The sequence below is a fragment of the Kitasatospora sp. NBC_01250 genome (assembly GCF_036226465.1).
GTDB lineage: Bacteria > Actinomycetota > Actinomycetes > Streptomycetales > Streptomycetaceae > Kitasatospora.
The window spans coordinates 4,687,873-4,705,317 of the sequence record NZ_CP108476.1; the positions used below are offsets into that span (position 1 = coordinate 4,687,873).

The 17,445-nt window shown below is 74.8% G+C and carries 15 protein-coding genes; 6 read left to right on the top strand and 9 right to left on the bottom strand.

Annotated elements, in window-relative coordinates:
• Positions 1 to 14: 14 nt before the first annotated feature.
• The 4 genes from OG500_RS19500 to OG500_RS19515 are packed head-to-tail and all read left to right on the top strand — an operon-like array spanning position 15 to position 3,720.
• The gene (locus OG500_RS19500) at positions 15 to 1,004 is read left to right on the top strand and encodes an ABC transporter ATP-binding protein (protein ID WP_327067933.1); all 990 of its coding nucleotides are present in this window, start codon (positions 15 to 17) and stop codon (positions 1,002 to 1,004) included.
• On the top strand, positions 1,001 to 1,822 hold the full coding sequence (locus OG500_RS19505) for an ABC transporter permease (RefSeq protein WP_327067934.1): 822 nt from the start codon (positions 1,001 to 1,003) through the stop codon (positions 1,820 to 1,822). Before OG500_RS19500 ends, OG500_RS19505 begins: the two co-directional genes overlap by 4 nt.
• Before the next feature lie 60 nt (positions 1,823 to 1,882).
• The gene (locus OG500_RS19510) at positions 1,883 to 3,109 is read left to right on the top strand and encodes a sensor histidine kinase (protein WP_327067935.1); all 1,227 of its coding nucleotides are present in this window, start codon (positions 1,883 to 1,885) and stop codon (positions 3,107 to 3,109) included.
• On the top strand, positions 3,106 to 3,720 hold the full coding sequence (locus tag OG500_RS19515) for a response regulator transcription factor (RefSeq protein WP_327067936.1): 615 nt from the start codon (positions 3,106 to 3,108) through the stop codon (positions 3,718 to 3,720). Before OG500_RS19510 ends, OG500_RS19515 begins: the two co-directional genes overlap by 4 nt.
• Positions 3,721 to 3,738: 18 nt before the next feature.
• On the opposite strand, the gene OG500_RS19520 is transcribed toward OG500_RS19515, so the two are convergent.
• The 4 genes from OG500_RS19520 to purD all read right to left on the bottom strand — a co-directional run bounded on the left by OG500_RS19520 (position 3,739) and on the right by purD (position 9,887).
• The gene (locus OG500_RS19520; RefSeq protein ID WP_327067937.1) at positions 3,739 to 4,638 is read right to left on the bottom strand and encodes a phosphoribosylaminoimidazolesuccinocarboxamide synthase; all 900 of its coding nucleotides are present in this window, start codon (positions 4,636 to 4,638) and stop codon (positions 3,739 to 3,741) included.
• A 104-nt stretch (positions 4,639 to 4,742) separates the two neighbouring features.
• Positions 4,743 to 6,332 (bottom strand): N,N-dimethylformamidase beta subunit family domain-containing protein, encoded by a 1,590-nt coding sequence (locus OG500_RS19525; protein ID WP_327067938.1) that lies wholly within the window; start codon positions 6,330 to 6,332, stop codon positions 4,743 to 4,745.
• Between the two features lie 147 nt (positions 6,333 to 6,479).
• Complete coding sequence (locus OG500_RS19530) at positions 6,480 to 8,048, bottom strand: hypothetical protein (RefSeq protein ID WP_327067939.1); 1,569 nt, start codon at positions 8,046 to 8,048, stop codon at positions 6,480 to 6,482.
• 549 nt (positions 8,049 to 8,597) lie between these two features.
• On the bottom strand, positions 8,598 to 9,887 hold the full coding sequence (gene purD / locus OG500_RS19535; protein ID WP_329582036.1) for a phosphoribosylamine--glycine ligase: 1,290 nt from the start codon (positions 9,885 to 9,887) through the stop codon (positions 8,598 to 8,600).
• A 342-nt stretch (positions 9,888 to 10,229) separates the two neighbouring features.
• On the opposite strand from purD, the gene OG500_RS19540 reads away from it, so the two are divergent.
• A complete protein-coding gene (locus tag OG500_RS19540) occupies positions 10,230 to 11,024 on the top strand; it encodes an SLATT domain-containing protein (RefSeq protein ID WP_442789182.1) in 795 nt (264 codons plus the stop codon).
• A gap of 78 nt (positions 11,025 to 11,102) precedes the next feature.
• On the opposite strand, the gene OG500_RS19545 is transcribed toward OG500_RS19540, so the two are convergent.
• The 3 genes from OG500_RS19545 to OG500_RS19555 form a co-directional block, all read right to left on the bottom strand.
• On the bottom strand, positions 11,103 to 11,750 hold the full coding sequence (locus OG500_RS19545; RefSeq protein WP_327067941.1) for a hypothetical protein: 648 nt from the start codon (positions 11,748 to 11,750) through the stop codon (positions 11,103 to 11,105).
• Between the two features lie 104 nt (positions 11,751 to 11,854).
• Positions 11,855 to 12,628 carry a GntR family transcriptional regulator gene (locus OG500_RS19550; protein ID WP_327067942.1) on the bottom strand — a complete coding sequence of 258 codons (774 nt, stop codon included), beginning with the start codon at positions 12,626 to 12,628 and terminating at the stop codon, positions 11,855 to 11,857.
• A gap of 157 nt (positions 12,629 to 12,785) precedes the next feature.
• Entirely contained in the window at positions 12,786 to 13,583 is a 798-nt protein-coding gene (locus tag OG500_RS19555; protein WP_327067943.1) for a carbon-nitrogen family hydrolase, read from the bottom strand.
• A gap of 120 nt (positions 13,584 to 13,703) precedes the next feature.
• Between OG500_RS19555 and OG500_RS19560 the strand changes: the two genes are divergently transcribed.
• Complete coding sequence (locus OG500_RS19560) at positions 13,704 to 14,540, top strand: maleylpyruvate isomerase family mycothiol-dependent enzyme (RefSeq protein WP_329582040.1); 837 nt, start codon at positions 13,704 to 13,706, stop codon at positions 14,538 to 14,540.
• Positions 14,541 to 14,587: 47 nt separating this feature from the next.
• Here OG500_RS19560 and OG500_RS19565 read toward each other — a convergent pair whose 3' ends face one another.
• Together OG500_RS19565 and OG500_RS19570 are read right to left on the bottom strand one after the other, a co-directional pair.
• Positions 14,588 to 16,027, bottom strand: coding sequence for an MFS transporter (locus OG500_RS19565; protein WP_329582042.1), 1,440 nt, complete (start codon positions 16,025 to 16,027; stop codon positions 14,588 to 14,590).
• Positions 16,028 to 16,086: 59 nt separating this feature from the next.
• A complete protein-coding gene (locus OG500_RS19570) occupies positions 16,087 to 17,337 on the bottom strand; it encodes a M64 family metallopeptidase (protein WP_327067946.1) in 1,251 nt (416 codons plus the stop codon).
• Positions 17,338 to 17,445: the final 108 nt, after the last annotated feature.

Genomic DNA, 17,445 nt, shown 5'->3' on the forward strand with positions numbered 1-17,445 from the left:
GCATCGTTGCAGCCATGACCAGCACTTCTCCCGCCGTCGAGGCCAAGGGCCTGCGGCGGCGCTACGGCAGCGCCCAGGCGAGCGGCTTCACGGCCGTGCGCGGGCTGGACCTCACGGTGCGGCGCGGCGAGCTGTTCGCCCTGCTCGGCACCAACGGGGCCGGCAAGACCTCCACCATGGAACTGATCGAGGGGCTGGCCAGGCCCACGGCCGGCACCGTCACGGTGCTGGGCCACGACCCGTTCCAGGAGCGGGCCGCGCTGCGGCCGCGGATCGGGATCATGCTCCAGGAGGGCGGCTTCCCCGGCGACCTGACCGTGGCCGAGACGGTCACCGGCTGGGCGGCGCTCTCCAGTACCCCGCGCCCGGTGGCGCAGGCGCTGGACCTGGTGGGCCTGGGCGGGCGGGCCGCGGTCCGGGTCAAGCAGCTGTCCGGCGGCGAGAAGCGCCGGCTCGACCTCGCGGTGGCCCTGATCGGGCGCCCCGAGGTGCTCTTCCTGGACGAGCCGAGCACCGGACTGGACCCGCAGGCCCGGGCGGCCGTCTGGGAACTGGTGCGCGAGCTGCGCGCCGAGGGCACCACGATCCTGCTGACCACGCACTACCTGGAGGAGGCCGAGCAGCTGGCCGACCGCCTGGCGATCATGCACCAGGGCCGGGTGGTGACCACCGGCACGGTCGCCGAGGTGATCGCCGACCGGCCCGCCCGGATCAGCTTCGAGCTGCCCGAGCAGCCCTCCCCCTCCCTGCTGCCGCTGCCCGGCGCCGAGGTCGGCTTCACCGGCCGCAAGGTCAGCGTGCGCACCACCGAACTCCAGCGCACCCTCACCGAACTGCTCGGCTGGGCCGCCGCCGAGGGCGTCACGCTGCACGGGCTGGACGCCCGCAGCGCCACGCTGGAGGAGGCCTTCCTGGCCATCGCCGCCGAGGCGGGTCCGCCGCAGCCGGCCGACGAGCCCACCGCCCCCGCCCGCCGCCGCAGCCTGATCGGAGCCAACCGATGAACCTCGCACCTTCGTTCGCCGTACCGCGCGTGTCCGGGCGGCTGCTGCTGGCCCTGGCCCGCACCGAACTCCTGCTGCTGCGCCGCAACCGCACCGCGCTCCTGACGGCGGTGTTCATGCCGATCGCGCTGGTCGGCGCCCTGCACTCGATCCTCACGGCCCAGCGCGGGCACCTGGCCGGGGTCAGCATGAGCGCCGCCCTGCTGCTCAACCTCACCGTGGTCTCGCTGGTCTTCGGCGTCTACTACAACCTGACCGCCGCCTACGTGGCCCGCCGCGGCGAGCTGGTGCTCAAGCGGCTGCGCACCGGCGAGCTGACCGACGCCGAGATCCTGGGCGGCACGGCGGTGCCCTCGGTGCTGCTGTCCGGGCTGCAGATCGTGCTGATGGCGGTCGGCATCGCGGCGCTGGCCGGCCTGCCCGCCCCGGTCAACCCGGTGCTCGTGCTGCTCGGCCTGCTGCTGGCGCTCGGCGTGCTGGTCCCGCTCGCCGCGCTGACCAGCGCCGTCACCCGGACCGTGGAGACCAGCGGGTTCACCACCCTGCCGGTGGTGCTGATCACCATGGCCGGCTCCGGGCTGCTCGTACCGTTCAGCGTCTTCCCGGGCTGGCTCGCCGACCTCGGCCGCCGGCTGCCCGCCACCCCGGCGCTGGAGCTGCTGCGGATCGGCTGGCTCGGCGGCGACGGCTCCGCCCCCGCCACCTCACTGGCCGGCACCTGGCAGCCCGCGCTGCCCTACCTGCTGAGCGCGCTGGTCTGGATCGCGATCGGCTGCTGGGCCGCCCACCGCTGGTTCCGCTGGGAGCCGCGCCGCTAGAAGCAGGCGCTGAGCAGGGGATCTGGTAGGAAGGGCGCTGGCACGGAAGAGGGGACGGCCATGGGCATCGGGGCTTGGCGCGAGTACGGCAAACCGAAGCGGATCGAGATCTACATCCGCTGGACCTTCTACGCGATGACGGTCCTCCTGCCGCTGACGCTGCTGCCCTTCGCGGGCCAGAACGTGGTCCGGCAGTCCGCCACCCCCGCGGTCGCGCTGCTCTGCGGCCTGGTACTGCTGAGCAGCGGGCTCTCCGTGCCGCTGACCCGGGCCGCGCTCAACTACCACGTGCGCGGCGGCGCGCTCCCGCTGCGCCTGCTGCTGGCGCACGCCGCCGTCATCCAGGCCGCCGTCTGGCTGCCGCTGCTGGCCGCGGTGCACCGCGCCGTCCAGCCCACCGCCCTGCTGCTGACCGGCGGGGTCCTGCTGAACCTGTGGGTGGTCGCCCCCGCGATCGTGCTGCGGCCCCGGGTCCTGGCGCCCTGGGCGCTGGCGATGCTGGTGCTGGCGCTGCCACCGATCTGGATCGCCTGCCGCGACCTCGGGTTCGCCGTCGGCCAGTTGGTCGGCCTGACCTTCGGCCTGGCGGTCTGCGCGGCGAGCTGCCGCTGCTCGGCCTGGATGGTCAAGGTGGCCTGGGACCTGGACAGCGCCCGCGAGACCCAGGCCCGCCTCGCGGTGGCCGAGGAGCGGCTGCGGTTCTCCCGTGACCTGCACGACGTGCTGGGCCGCAACCTGACCACCATGGCGCTCAAGGCCGAGCTGGCCGTGCAGCTGGCCCGGCGCGGGCGCCCGGAGGCGGCCGACCAGATGGTCGAGGTGCAGCGGATCGCCCAGGAGTCGCAGCGCGAGGTGCGCGAGGTGGTGCGCGGCTACCGGACCGCCGACCTGGCCGCCGAGGTGACCGGCGCCCGTTCGGTGCTGCGGGCCGCCGGCATCGAGTGCCGGATCGACCTGGGGCCCGACCCCTCGGCCCTGCCCGCGCTGGCCCAGTCGGTGCTCGGCTGGGTGGTCCGCGAGGCCGCCACCAACGTGCTGCGGCACAGCGAGGCCGAGCAGGTCACCGTCCGGCTCTGGACGCACCAGGAGCAGGCCGTGCTCGAACTGTCCAACGACGGGGTGCGCCCACCGGTCGCCTCCGAGGGCGGCAGCGGCCTGGCGGGCCTGCGCGAGCGGCTCGCGGCCCACGGCGGCGAGCTGACCTGCACCCGCTCCCCGGAGCGCTTCACGCTGCGCGCCACCCTGCCCCTGCCCAGCACCGCCCCCGACCAGGAGTTGGCCGCATGACCGCACCCGTCCGCCTGCTGCTCGCCGACGACGAACACCTGATCCGCGGCGCGCTGGCCGCGCTGCTCGCGCTGGAGGAGGACCTGACCGTGGTGGCCCAGGCCGCCTCCGGGCCCGAGGCGCTCGCGATGGCCAAGGCCCACCGGCCCGAGGTGGCGGTGCTCGACCTGCAGATGCCCGGCATGGACGGCCTGGAGGTGGCCGCCCAGCTGCGCCTGCTGCTGCCGGAGTGCCGCACCATGATCGTCACCGGGCACGGCCGCCCCGGCTACCTCAAGCGGGCACTGGAGGTGGGGGTGCGCGGCTTCCTGCCCAAGACCGTCTCGGCCGCCGACCTGGCCGGGATCATCCGCACGGTGCGGGCCGGCGGCCGGTACGTGGACCCGGAGCTGGCGGCCGAGGCGATCAGCGCCGGCGACAGCCCGCTGACCCCGCGCGAGACCGACGTGCTGGAGCTGGCCGCCGACGGCACCACGGTCACCGAGATCGCCGCCCGGGCCGGGCTCTCGCCCGGCACGGTGCGCAACTACCTCTCCTCGGCGGCCGGCAAGCTGGGCGCCGAGAACCGGCACGCCGCGGTCCGGCTGGCCCGCGAGCACGGCTGGATCTGACGCCGGGCCGGGAGTCCCTCAGACCCAGGTGCTCTCGGTCAGCCGCTCGTACGCCTCGACGTACCGGGCCCGGGTCCGCTCGGCGACCTCCTCGGGCAGCGGCGGCGGCGGCTGCTCGCCGTTGCGGTCCCAGCCGGAGGCCGGCGAGGCGAGCCAGTTGCGGATGATCTGCTTGTCGTAGCTCTGCTGCGCCCGGCCCGGCTGCCACTCGTCGGCCGGCCAGAACCGCGAGGAGTCCGGGGTCAGCACCTCGTCGCCGATCACCAGCTCGCCGCCGCGCAGGCCGAACTCGAACTTGGTGTCGGCCAGGATCAGACCACGCTTGCGGGCGATCTCGCCGGCCCGGGTGTAGACGGCCAGCGTGGTCTGGCGCAGCGTGGCGGCCCAGTCGGCGCCGATCCGGCGGGCCGTCTCCTCGTAGGGCACGTTCTCGTCGTGCTCGCCGACCTCGGCCTTGAGCGCCGGGGTGTAGATCGGCGCGGGCAGCTCGGAGCCGTCCACCAGGCCGTCCGGCAGCGCGATCCCGCAGACCGTGCGGCTCTCCTGGTACTCCAGCAGGCCCGAACCGGTCAGGTAGCCGCGGGCCACGCACTCCACCGGGAACATCTCCAGGCTGTCGCAGACCATCGTGCGCCCGGCCCACTCGGCGGGCGCGCCCTCGGGCAGCTCGGTGGAGATCACGTGGTTCGGCACCAGGTCGCTGATCTGCCCGAACCACCAGAGCGACAGCTGCGTGAGGATCCGGCCCTTGTCGGGGATGTCGTTGGGCAGCACCCAGTCGAAGGCCGAGGTGCGGTCGCTGGCCACCATGACCAGCCGGCCGGCCTGATCGCGGTAGAGGTCGCGCACCTTGCCGGTGTGCAGGTGGACCAGGCCGGGTACCTGGACCGGCTCGGGCTTGGTGACAAATCCGCTCAAGGTCGTTCAGTCCTCAGGAGTGGGGGTCGCAGCTCGGACCGTTGAAGTCTTTCATGCGGCCGTACGCCCGCATGCGGCCCCACCGGCCCGGCCCGGCGCCACGCTCAGCCGTCCTTGCAGACCCGGTCCAGCAGGTTGGCGGTGGCCCGCTGGATCCGCTCGTCGGTGTGCCCGGGGCGGTCCAGGGCCGGTGACCAGGCGAAGGTCCCGGCGGCGAAGACGTAGGCACCGCTGGGCGCCCGGTAGAGCGAGGTCTCCTGGTAGCGGGCCCGGCCCAGCTCGTCCTGGTAGGGCGAGTGGGCGAGCAGGGTCCGCTCGGTGTGCGCGGGCAGCGCCACCTTGGGGAAGTACCGGTCGGCCTCGCCCGCCACCAGGTTGGCCACCTCCTCGCCCTCCCGCAGGCCGGTGCCCGCCCAGAGCCAGTGCCAGGTGTTGCCGGCCCGCAGCGGCACCGGCTGGGCCACCCGTCCCGCGTACTGCACGCCCAGCAGGTGCTGTTCGGGCTCGCCCGCGTCCCGCCACAGCGCGCTGGCCGCGCCGCCGGGGCCGGCCGCCGGCGCCTCGGGGTGCACCCGCTGGCGCTTGCGGCAGTTGAGCAGCCGGCCCGGCTCGCCGGAGGCGCCCGCGGTCAGGTCGACCCGCCAGTACATCGTGTTGGCGGACAGGAAGACCAGCGAGGTGCCGCCGTCCCTGGCCCGCTCCACGGTGCGGCGCATCGACTCCGACCAGTACTCGTCGTGGCCGGGGAAGATCAGCGCCCGGTGCCGGGCCGGGTCGACCAGGCCCGCGTGCAGATCGGAGGCGGTGGCGTAGGCCAGGTCGTAGCCGTACCGCTCGGCCCAGCGGATGAAGTCGTAGGCGTGCCCGACGTGCAGCGGCAGCCCGGCGCCGGCGTGCGGGCGGTCGAAGGAGACGGTGACGGCCGCCGCCCCCTCGCCCAGCAGCCGCCCCTTCTCGTCCCAGGCGTGGTAGAGGCTGGCGCCGGTGTGCCCGTCCTCCGGGAACAGGTTGTACGCCTGCCAGGTGATGTCCGGCAGCACCAGCAGCAGGTCCGCGGCCGGTCCGGCGCCGGACGGTCCGCTGCCGACCGGGCCGCCGGCCTGCGGGGCGCGCACGGTGAACGGGATGTGGCTGCGGTGGCGCTGGTCGGCGGTGGTGAGCACCGCGACATAGGCGCCGGGGCGCCAGTGCGCCGGGATCTGCTGGCGCCAGGAGTGCCACCAGTGGTGGCAGCTGACGGTGCGTCCGACCACCAGCGGCGCGGGCTGCTGGAGCCCGGCGATCAGCGGGCTGGCGGTCATGTGCTGGGCGCCGGCCCCCGCGTAGTGGCCGATCCGGTAGACCTCGACGATGAACTCGCGCGGCGGGTTCACGGTGACCCGCAGGTCCACCGAACCGCCCGGGTAGACCGCGCCGGCCGAGGCGAAGCCCTTGATCTGCTGGACCACGTCGTCGGAGTTGCGCGGGATGCCGACCATCGCCCGGCCGGGCGCCCGGGAGCCGCCCTGGGCCGCGGGCACCGGCTGCTGGCCCGGGGCGTCGGTGCTCACGTACCAGGGGACGGCGCCCTCGGTGCCCGCCAGGTACTGGTCAGGGCTGCGCAGCCAGGGCAACGGGCCCTGCCCGAACGGATCCGAGACGCCGTGCGCGAGCGTCCCGGACTCCCATCTGCGACCTGACGACTCCTTGTCCACGTCGCCCCTCCCACGATGCGCTGCTCCGTGGCATGTGCCGCGGAAATGTGCGTGTGGTCCAGCAGACCACAGAGTGCTGGTGATGCGTCACCCCAAGTCAGCATCTCATCCGCAACGACCCTCGTTCGAGCGGCTGTTGACTGTCCGTCACCCCAGGCGTACGGGCTTCTCCAGGTGCACCCCGGCCGTCTGCAGCCAGTTGCGCAGCGGGGCCGTGCGCCCCTGCTCGACCGCCTCGACCACCGGGTCGGCCAGGTCGCCGCGGCGCACCCCGCCGAGCAGCAGCACCGGACCGTCCAGCCAGTCCAGGCCGGGGTGCGCACCGGCGCTGTCCACCGCGGCGCAGCAGACCATCGCCGTCACGCAGTCGGCCAGCAGCTCCCGGCCGCCGCGCTCGCCGCCCCCGCAGAGCAGCGCGGCTGCCCCGTCCTGGGCCGCCAGCGCCCGGGCCAGCTCCTCCCCGCCGCCGGCCGCCAGCCGCTCCAGCAGCCGGTCCAGCGTCGGCGCCCCGGCCCGCCCCGGCGCCCGGCCCGGCACCGGCCCGCTGCCGGGCGGGGCGACGGTGTCCAGCGCCTCCTGCAAGGCGATCGCCCGCAGCCGCCAGCCCCGGTCCACCACCTGCTCGGGGTAGTCGTCCCAGGGCAGGTCGGCCTGCCCGCCCGGGACCGGGCCGTGGAACAGCTCGGCGGCCAGCAGCGAGACCGCCGTGTCCATGTCGCCCGGCTCCTCCAGCAGGTCGCAGGCGGGCCGGTCGCCGAGCCGGCTCTCGTAGCCCTCGGCCAGCCGGTCGCGGCGGGACAGCTCGGTCAGCGCGGCGACCACACCGGCGTTCAGCTGGGCCGGGCAGCGGCCCAGCCGCCAGGCCGGCAGCGCCACCCGGGTGAGCAGCCGGTCCCAGCCCGCGTACGCCAGGCCCACCTGGCCCTGGGCCGCGATCCGCAGCCCGTAGTCGACCGCCTTCGCCCGCTCGGAGGCCGCCGCGGCAGCCGCCCGCTCCAGCTCGGCGACGTGCTCGCGGCAGGCCTTGAGCAGCAGGCGGGTGATCCGGTCCAGCAGCCGGGCCTGCGGGGTGCGCCGGCCCTGGCCCAGCGCGGCGTCCAGACCGCGCACGAACCTGCGGGCGGCGGCGATCTCGGGGTCGGCGGCGGCCGCCGTGCCGGCCACCACGGGGGCCAGCAGGGCGCGCAGCTCGTCGGCCCGCATCCACCACAGGAACGGCGAGCCGATCACCAGCAGCTGCGCCGCCGGCGGGTGCGGGGTCAGCGGTGAACTGCCCAGGGTGCGCAGGGTGCGGGCGAACGACGGCGGCGGGGCCGGCTCGTCCTCCAACCAGCTGTCGCAGTCCGGGGTCAGCGCGATCGCGGCGGGCACCGGCACGCCGAGCCGGTCGGCCAGCTCCTGGATCGTCCGGTACAGCTCGGGCGCCTGCTCGGGCAGCACGGCGACGGCCGGGGTGCTCGGCGGCACCGCGCTCGCGTGCCGGTGCACGGCGGCCAGCGCCAGCGCGACGGTCAGCACGGCCAGCGCGCCGACCACCCAGCGCGCCGCGTCCCAGCCGGTGGCGTCGGGCGCCCCGGGCGCGCCGATCCGGCCGGTCCACCGGCCGGCCAGCAGGACCACCTCGATGGCGGCCGGCAGCACGGCCGCGGCCCGGGCCAGCGCGCGGATCCGCAGCACGGCCTGCGCCCGTGCGCGTGCGGCGTCGAGAACGGCCATCCGGTGCTGCACCCCCTTCGGAGTCGGACGTTCGGGACTGGTTGGGTCCCGTTGCTCTGTCCCGCGTGTTCGTGTCGTCCCGCCGTGGTGCGGCCACCGGTGCACCGCACGGCTCGGGTCAGGTGGTTCAACGCCCCGGGGACGTACCGCTGGGCCCGGTCCCGCTGCCAGTTCTGACGCACACGACCTGGCGGGCGTTCCGGTTCGCCCCGGTTTCCACTCGTCCCAGTGACGGCGGCCCGGTCCTTGCAGCTTCCCCCCGCGCAGGCTCGCGCACCCGGTGACGGGCACCGACGCACCCCCGGCGGCACCGCGGTCCAGCGCACCATACGGCCCCTGGCGACCGTACGTCAGCCCGATGACGCGTCATTCACTCGAAGGGCTGGAATCGCCCCACCGTTCGCAACCGTTGGCGCCCCTGGCGTTCGCCCGGGCGAACGCCAGGGGCGCTGCGCCCGGTGGGATGACCGGGCGCAGCGCCCCTGGCAGGCCTGCGACGTGTGCGGACCGGCCGCCGTCGGCGGCTGCCGGTCGGGCACCGGGAGAGACTCAGGAGGCGGCAGCCTCCTGGGCCGCCCGCAGCGCGATGTCGGTGCGGTGCTGCGAACCCTCCAGCCGGATCTCGGCCACGCCCGCGTAGGCCCGCTCCCTGGCCTGCGCCAGGTCGGCGCCGGTCGCGGTGACCGAGAGCACCCGGCCACCGGCGCTCAGCACCAGCCCGTCCTGCTCCCGGGTACCGGCGTGCAGCACGTACACCGTGCCGTCCGCGGTCTCGGCCTTCTCCAGGCCCTCGATCACGTCGCCCGAGCGGGGCGCGGCCGGGTAGCCCTGGGCCGCGACCACCACGGTCACCGCGGCGCCCTCGTCCCAGCGCAGCGGCTCCAGGGCGGCCAGCGTGCCGTTCGCGGCGGCCAGCAGCAGCCCGGCCAGCGGGGTGCGCAGCCGGGCCAGCACCACCTGGGTCTCCGGGTCGCCGAAGCGCGCGTTGAACTCGATCACCCGGGTGCCGCGCGAGGTGAGCGCCAGGCCCGCGTAGAGCAGCCCGGAGAACGGGGTGCCGCGGCGGCGCAGCTCGTCCACGGTCGGCTGGAGCACGGTGTCGAGCACCTCGTCGACCAGGCCCTCGGGGGCCCAGGGCAGCGGCGAGTAGGCGCCCATGCCGCCGGTGTTCGGGCCGGCGTCGCCGTCCAGCGCCCGCTTGAAGTCCTGGGCGGGCTGCAGCGGCAGCACGGTGGTGCCGTCGGTGATCGCGAAGAGCGAGACCTCGGGGCCGTCCAGGTACTCCTCGATCACCACGCTGCCGCCGCCGGGGCGCTCCGCGGTGACCGTCATGCAGGCCGCGGCGTGGGCCAGCGCGGCGGTGCGGTCGGCGGTGACCACCACGCCCTTGCCGGCCGCCAGGCCGTCGTCCTTGACCACGTACGGGGCGCCGAAGGCGTCCAGCGCCTCGGCGGCCTCCTCGGCCGTGGTGCACAGGTAGGAGCGGGCGGTGGGCACGGCGGCGCCGGCCATCACGTCCTTGGCGAAGGCCTTGGAGCCCTCGAGCTGGGCGGCTTCGGCGGACGGGCCGAAGACCGGGATGCCGGCCGCGCGCAGCGGATCGGCGACGCCGGCCACCAGCGGGGCCTCCGGGCCGACCACCACGAGCTCGGCGGCCAGCTCGCGGGCCAGCGCCAGCACCGCGGCGCCGTCCAGCTGGTCGACCGGGTGGACCGTCGCCACCTGCGCGATCCCGGCGTTGCCCGGGGCGCAGTGCAGCTCGGTGACAGCGGGATCTTGGGACAGAGAGCGGCACAGGGCGTGTTCGCGGGCGCCGCCGCCGATGACGAGGACCTTCACGCTTGGCAAGGGTAGTCGCTGGCGGGTTCGCCCCTCACGACGGGGCTGTCGGAAGCTCCAGCGATCATGCGCCGAGCGGGGGCCGCGCTTGTGGGTTCCGCCAAGCGGTGGACCAGGTCAGGTTCACGGCACCCGCCGCACTCGCTCGGAAGAGTGAAATCGTGCCGACTTCCGCAACCCCGTCACCACGGGTTCCTGACGCCTTTTCGGGTAACGATCACAGGAGAGGGGCCGCATGGTCAGCCATTTGGCGGTAAGAAGTGCTGTTGGATACCCAGCAGTGCCATGGCACGCCGCAGTCAGGTCTGTCAGAGCAGTCGGCCCGTCAAGGGAGCCCCACAGGTGAGCCAGCCCGAAATGCAGCCCGAGGAGAGTCCCTGGGGCAAGGACGTCGGCGAGGAGGACCAGCCCAGCACGACGGCCGGGGCCGGCCGGGACCGCGCCGCCACCCGCCGCCGCGCCGATCTGAGCGCCCGCCAGTTCCCGCTCGGAGACTGGGGCGAGCCGGCCGAACGGCTGGAGGAGCTCTACCGCTGGTCCGAGGAGCGCGCGGTGGAGGCGATCGACTGGTACCGCCGCGACCGGCTCTGGAAGCGCCGCTGGGCCCGGCTGCTGCGGCTGTGCGCGGCCGTGCTCGGGATCGCGGGGGTGACCCTGCCGCTGGTGCAGCTGACCGGGCGCTTCGCGCACGCCAGTGCCTGGGGGTACGTGTGCCTCGCGCTGGCCGGCGGCTGCCTGGCCGCCGACCGGGCCTTCGGGCTGAGCTCCGGCTGGATGCGCGACGTCTCCACGGCGCAGGCGCTGCAGCGGCGGCTGGAGGCGTTCCAGTTCGACTGGGCCTCGGAGTGCGTGCGCGAGGTGCTCGGCCCCACCGAGGGCACCGCGGGCGAGGCGGCCGAGCGCTGCCTGGGCGTGCTGCGGCGGTTCTGCGAGGACGTCTCGGAGCTGGTCCGCGGCGAGACCTCCGAGTGGATGCTGGAGTTCCGGGCCCGGATGACCCAGCTCCCCACCCAGGCGCCCGGCAGCTGGGGCGGGCGGACCGAGAGCGGCACCCCGGCACCGGTGCGGGTGCTGCCGCCGCCCGGGACCAGGCCCACGATGCCGCGCCAGCGCCCGCCGGAGGGCCCGCTGCGCTAGGTGTTCTGTCCGGCCCCGGGGAACGCCGCGGCGGCACGCACCAGGTCGCACCGGCGCGGGCCGGTGCCGCCGGCCGGCTCAGGCGAAGACCACCATCGAGCCCTGGGTCAGGCTGCGGGTCGCCGCCGCGTAGAGCCCCGCCCAGGCGTGCCGCTCGCGCGCGTAGGGGTGCACGTCGTCCAGCGGCGGGGCGAACGGCTGCTCCAGCCCGGTGGGCCCCAGCGGCCGGGTGGGGACCGGCGGGTTCAGCGGGTCGATGCCGAGCGCGGGGGCGATCGCCTGCAGCTCGCGCAGCAGCCCGTAGGAGGAGCCCAGCGGCCCGCCGGAGGCCAGCAGCTCCTGGTCCACCAGCGGGACCTCGAACTCGATCGGGACGTACGCACCGGCGTGGTCGAAGTGCCAGACCAGGTGGGACTGCTCGGCCGTCGCCTCGAACATCTCCAGCAGCTGCTCGTAGTCGCCGCCGAGCGCGTCCACCGGGGTGAGCTGGAAGCCGGTGCGCTGCAGCAGGTAGGCGCGGCGCAGGAAGTGCAGCGAGTCGTAGTCGAAGGCCGCTATCGGCTCGACGCCGCCGGTGACCCCGGGGGCGAACGCGTAGACCGGCACCTCGGGCAGTCCACGGGCGGTCAGCGCCGCGTTGTAGACCGCGAGGTCGTCGCGGAACGGGTTCTCGGGGTTGTGACTCAGTACGTCCACGAGCGGTACGAGCCAGAGGTCACAGGCCACGGCCGCTCTTCCTCTCGCCGGCTTGGGTCCACGGGCTTTCGGCTCCTCGGACACTGGTCCCGGGGAGGCCCACGGAGCGCCGGTCGAACTCCTCGACGCCCGAACTACCCTACCGGGCCAGCGCCGGGCACGGGGCCGGGAGCCGGGAACACCGGTTCGGCGGTGAGCAGCGCGAGCACCGAGGTGCTGGCCGGCGACTCCCCCGCCAGCTGGGCCAGCAGCCGGATGGTGAACAGGTTGTAGTCGTTGATCATCCGGTGGGCGCCGGGCAGGTCCCGGGCCGCGATCAGCTCGACCAGGTCGCCGTGCTTGTCCCAGCAGACCCCGGCCAGCTCGGTGCGGGCCCGCAGGAACCGGGCCGCGAACATCCAGGACTGCACCCGCAGCCAGTCCAGGTAGTCGGCCAGCCGCCGGTTCTCCAGGAACCCGGACATCTCCTGCCAGAACCGCCGGTCGCAGCCCACCATGACGTCCAGCTGCCCGGCCCGGGCCGCCCGCGCCGCCGCCTCCGCCCGGCGCCGCAGCGACCCCAGCCGCGACCAGTCGTACGCGCTGTCCGCCACGCTCAGCCGGCGCAGCACGCTCTCGGTGAGCATCACCCTGGCCTCGAAGATCTCCAGGAAGTCGGCCCAGGTGAGCTCGGGCACGGTGAAGCCGCGATGGTGCTCGGTCCGCAGCAGCCCCTGCGCCGCCAGGTCGACCAGCGCCTCCCGGGCCGGGGTGGCGGAGACGCCGTAGAGCTCGGCGATCTCCTTGACGGTGAAGTTGCTGCCCGCCGCCAGCCGGCCGGCCATCAGCTCCTCGCGCAGCGCCCCGGAGATCTGCTCCCGCAGGCTGTTGCGCTGGATCGGGAGACGCCCCAGACCGCTGACGACCACGAGCGCACCTCCTTCGATCCATGGCCGGCGCCCCCGGCGGGCCCGTTGCCGGGGGTCATCCTCTCAAAAGCCGCGCAACGGCCACACCGCTGCTCCACAGCCCCACCGGCGCCGCGGCCGCGCCGGTCGGCGCGGCCCAGCGCTGCACCGGCGCGGCTCAGCGCTGCACCGGTGCCGGGATCCCCAGCAAGCGGTCCCGCAGCACCGGGAAGTCGGCGCGCGCCCGGGCCACCTCCGCCGGGTCGAACTCGACGGTCAGCACCTCCTCGCCCGCCCCCGCCTCGGCCAGCACCTTGCCCCACGGGTCCACCACCAGGCTGTGCCCGGCCTGCTCGACCCCGCCGTGGGTGCCCGCCGTGTTGCAGGCCAGCACGTACGCCTGCTCCTCCACCGCACGGGCCCGGGCCAGCAGGGTCCAGTGCTCGCGCCGCCGCTCGGGCCAGGCGGCCGGGACCACCAGCAACTGCGCCCCGGCGTCCAGCAGCGCCCGGAACAGCTCGGGGAAGCGCAGGTCGTAGCAGGTGGCCAGGCCCAGCGTGCCGAAGTCGGTGCCCGCCGTGACGATCTCCTGCCCGGCTCCCATCACCACCGCCTCGCCGCTGTCGAAGCCGAAGCGGTGGATCTTGCGGTAGGTGTGCACCAGGTCGCCGCCGGGCGAGAAGAGCAGCGAGGTGTTGTAGACCGGGCCGTCCGGATCGCGCTCGACGATCGAACCGGCGTGCAGCCAGGCTCCGCTGGCCTTCGCCGCCGCCGACATCGCCTCGGCCGTCGGGCCGTCCAGCGGCTCCGCCCCGTCTGACCAGGCGTCATAGGCGAACCCGCCGAGCGGCCAGAGCTCCGGCAGGACCACCAGGTCGGCGCCCTGCTGCGCCCGTACGAGGGCCGCGGCACGGGCCCGCCGTTCGGCCGCCGGTTCGGCGTCGGACACGGAGAGTTGGATCAATGAGGCGCGCACACTACCACCGTCCACGACAAGAGACCTACGATCGTCACCCGAAAGCGCTGCCTGCTCTCTCCCGGCAGCGTAACGTGCGGTTAGCGCGTAAAGCCGACGGATGGCCGGAGAAGAACAGCTGTGACCGACAATCAGGCCGTACAGTCCCTCGCGGACGCCTGGACCCAGACCATCGAGTCCATAGCGGAGCTCCTGGCCGCCCTGCCCGGCGACTCCTGGAACCGGCCCACCGAATGCCCCGGCTGGTCGGTGCGCGACGTGGTCTCGCACGTGATCGCCGTCGAGTCCGAGCTGCTCGGCGACCCGCGGCCGATCCACTCGCTCCCCAGCGACCTGCGGCACATCAAGGACGAGGTCTCCCGCTACCTCGAACTGCCGGTGGACAAGCGCCGCTGCCACACCGCGCCCGAGATGACCTCGGAGCTGGAGTACGTGATCATCCGCCGCGCCCGCGCGCTGCGGGGTGCCACCACGGGCGCCGCGGACGTGGTGCGCTTCCCGGCCGGACCGTACTCCTTCGAGCTGCCCTACCAGCGGCTGCTCCAGATGCGGGTGCTCGACGTCTGGGTGCACGAGCAGGACCTGCGCCGGGCCCTGCAGCTGCCCGGCAACCTGGACTCCGCGGCCGCCCAGGTCACCCGCGACCTGCTGCTCCTGGGCCTGCCGAAGACCATCGCCAAGCAGGCCGGCGCCCCCGCCGGCGCGGTGGTCGTCTTCGACGTCACCGGTCCGCTGGAGTTCCTGCGCACCGTGCGGGTCGACGAGAGCGGCCGCGGCACGATCGACGGGCAGATCAGCCTGGGCCCCGACGTCCAGTTCACCCTCGGCTGGGAGACCTTCCTGCGGCTGGCCTGCGGCCGGGTGCGCCCCGAGGCCCTGCCGGCCGACGCGCTGCGCATCGACGGGGACGACGAGCTGGCGGCCCGGATCCTGGAGCACTTCGCCCAGACGCACTGACGCCCCGTCCGCTGCCGCCCGCGCGGGCGGCAGCGGGCAGCGGCGGCTCAGTCGCCCGCGCCGCGCCCCTCGGCCTCGGCCTCGGCCTTCGCCCGCAGCCGCACGATCATCACCGTGCCGAGCACCAGCGGCACGGCCAGCCAGCAGAACGCCCCCCGGTACGCCTGGGCCGAGTAGGCGCCGGCCCCGGCCGGGGAGAGCAGGTCCAGCAGGACCCCGATCCCCAGCAGGCTGATCATGGTGGCGATGAAGCCCCCCATGTTCACGATGCCCGAAGCCGTCCCCAGGCGGTGCGCCGGGTTGTGCGCGCGGGCGTAGTCGAGGCCGACCAGCGAGGCGGAGCCGTTGCTGCCCATCACCAGGAGCAGCAGCACCAGCAACCAGAGCGGCGGGCGGCCGCCGGGCCAGGCCAGCACCAGGGTCCAGCACCCGGCGGTGGCGGCGAGCACGGTGAAGACCAGCGGCATCCGCAGCCCGGGGCCGCGGGAGAGCAGCCGCCCGAAGAGCAGGCCGAAGAACATGTTCGACAGGACCAGCAGGGTCAGCAGCCCGCCGGCCTGGCCCCGGCTCATCCCCTGACCCTCGACCAGGTACGGCATCCCCCAGAGCAGCGCGAAGACGTTGGAGGGGAACTGGGTGGTGAAGTGCACCCACAGGCCCAGCCGGGTGCCGGGCTGCCGCCAGGAGTCGCGGATCTGCGCACGGATCGGCGCCCGCCCGAGCGGAACGGCCGGCGGGTCGGCCGCCACGGCGACGCCCGGCGGCGGGTCGGCCGCCACGGCGACGCCCGGCGGCGCGGACGCGTTCACGGCGCCCGGCGGTGCCTCCTTGAGCAGCAGCGCCACCAGCGCGAAGACCAGCACCCCCAGCAGCGAGACCGCGGTGAAGCTCACCGTCCAGCCCTCGGTGTGCAGCGTCTGCGCGAGCACCACCGTGCTGACCAGGTTGCCGCCCATCCCGGCCAGCCCGGTGAGCTGCACGACCAGCGGGTTCTTCGCCGCCGGGAACCAGCGGGCGGCGACCCGCAGCACGCTGATGAAGGTCATCGCGTCCCCGCAGCCGATCACCGCCCGGGAGACCAGCGCGGGCCCGAACGCGCTGCTGAGCGCGAAGGCCAGCTGGCCCGCGCTGAGCAGCACGGTGCCCAGCAGCAGCACCCGGCGCGGCCCGAAGCGGTCGATCAGCAGGCCGACCGGGACCTGCATCGCGGCATAGACCAGCACCTGCAGGATGGAGAAGGTGGCGAGGGTGGAGGCGTCCACCCCGAACCGGTGCGCGGCGTCCAGACCGGCGACCCCGAGGCTGGTGCGGTGGATCACCGCGAGCACGTAACAGCTGACCCCGATGCCCCAGGCCAGCCAGGCGGCCCGCCCGCCCGGCGGATCGAGCGCCGGTGCGGCGGGCGGCGGTTCGGCGGGCGGCGGGTCGGTGCGGAGCCGGGGACCAGGGACGGCGGAAGGGCGGGTGACGGCTGGGTCCACGGTCATAGTGGACCCAGATTAGTCATCCCATCATTGGATGGCGTCCGGCCGGACGGTGATCCCTCTCACCCCGTCAGGACCCAGTTGGCACTGCGCGTCATGTGCTGGTCGCGGAACGCCTCGTCGCGGACCCAGTCGGTGGTGTCGCGCACCGTCGCGGTCACCGTCACCCGCTGGCCGGGGGAGAGCGCCAGCGCCGCGGGGTCGAACCAGGTGTGGTCGGGGGCCGGGGACGGGACCACCTTGCCGTCCACCTTCCACTCCACCTGGAGCTGCCGACCGCCCGTCAGGGCCAGTGGCCGCACCGTCAGCCGGGGCCGCCCCGCCACCCGGCCCGCCGCCGGCGAGACGCCGTCCAGCGGGCTGACCCGGCGGTAGAGCTGCTCGATGATCGCCTCCCGCGAGGGGAGGTTGTAGCTGCCGCCCAGGGTGCGCATCACCGAGTCGGCGGTGGGGCGGTAGACGCCGTTGGCGCTGCGGTAGGCGCCCACCGGGCCGCCGCCGTCCGGCGAGTCGGTCCCCAGCCAGCGCCACCACTTGAGGTGGTCGCGGCGCATGGCATCGGCGCCCTGGGTGGAGAGGTTGGGGTAGCCGGCGTCCTTCGGGGCGCTGTCGTACTCGTCGCCGAGGTCGCCGACGGTGTGCCCTATCTCGTGCTGGATGATCCGCCCCGCGTCCGGGCTGCCGCCCGACAGCGTGGTCACCCCGGTGCCGCCGGCCCCGCCGTACTCGGTGGAGTTGGCCAGCGCGATCAGGTACTGCGGTCCGGGCCCCTGGCCGGCGTACTGGGCGGTGGCGTTCTCGTCGGCGCACAGCAGCCGCGCGGTGCCCTCGCACCAGAAGTGCATCCCCAGCGGGGTGCTGGGCCGGCGCCCCTTGACCTGCCCCTCGACGATCCCGGTGGTCGGGGAGATCACCTCGACCCGCCGTATGTTGAAGAAGCCCTGGTAGGTGCGGAACGGCTCGATGTCCATCAGCGCCCGCCAGGCGTTGTCGGCCTGCTGGCGGAAGACGTCCTGCTGGCCGGCCGTGTAGCCGTCGCCGAGCAGCACCAGGGTGATCCGGTTCGCCGGATCACCGGTGCGGCGTATGTCCACGGTCGGCGCGCCGGCCCGCAGCCGGGCGGGCGCGACGCCCGCCCCGCCTCTGGGCGGCGCAGCCCGGTCGGTGGCCGAGCCGCCGACGGCTCCGGTCGACCAGGCCGGCGCGAACGGCGCCGGACCGGCGAGCTCCAGGGCGGCGGGCAGCACAGCCGCCGCGAGCAGAACGAGTGCGGCCAGACTCCGGATGAGACGGCCAGGGTTGCCAGGCGCCATACCGACGGTCCTCGGTGCTCCGGTCACCCGGCGGGCGCGCGGGTGGGGGTCGCACAGCCGTACCCGTCCGGTCCGGAGCCACCGCCCCCGACACGCGCTTCTCACCCG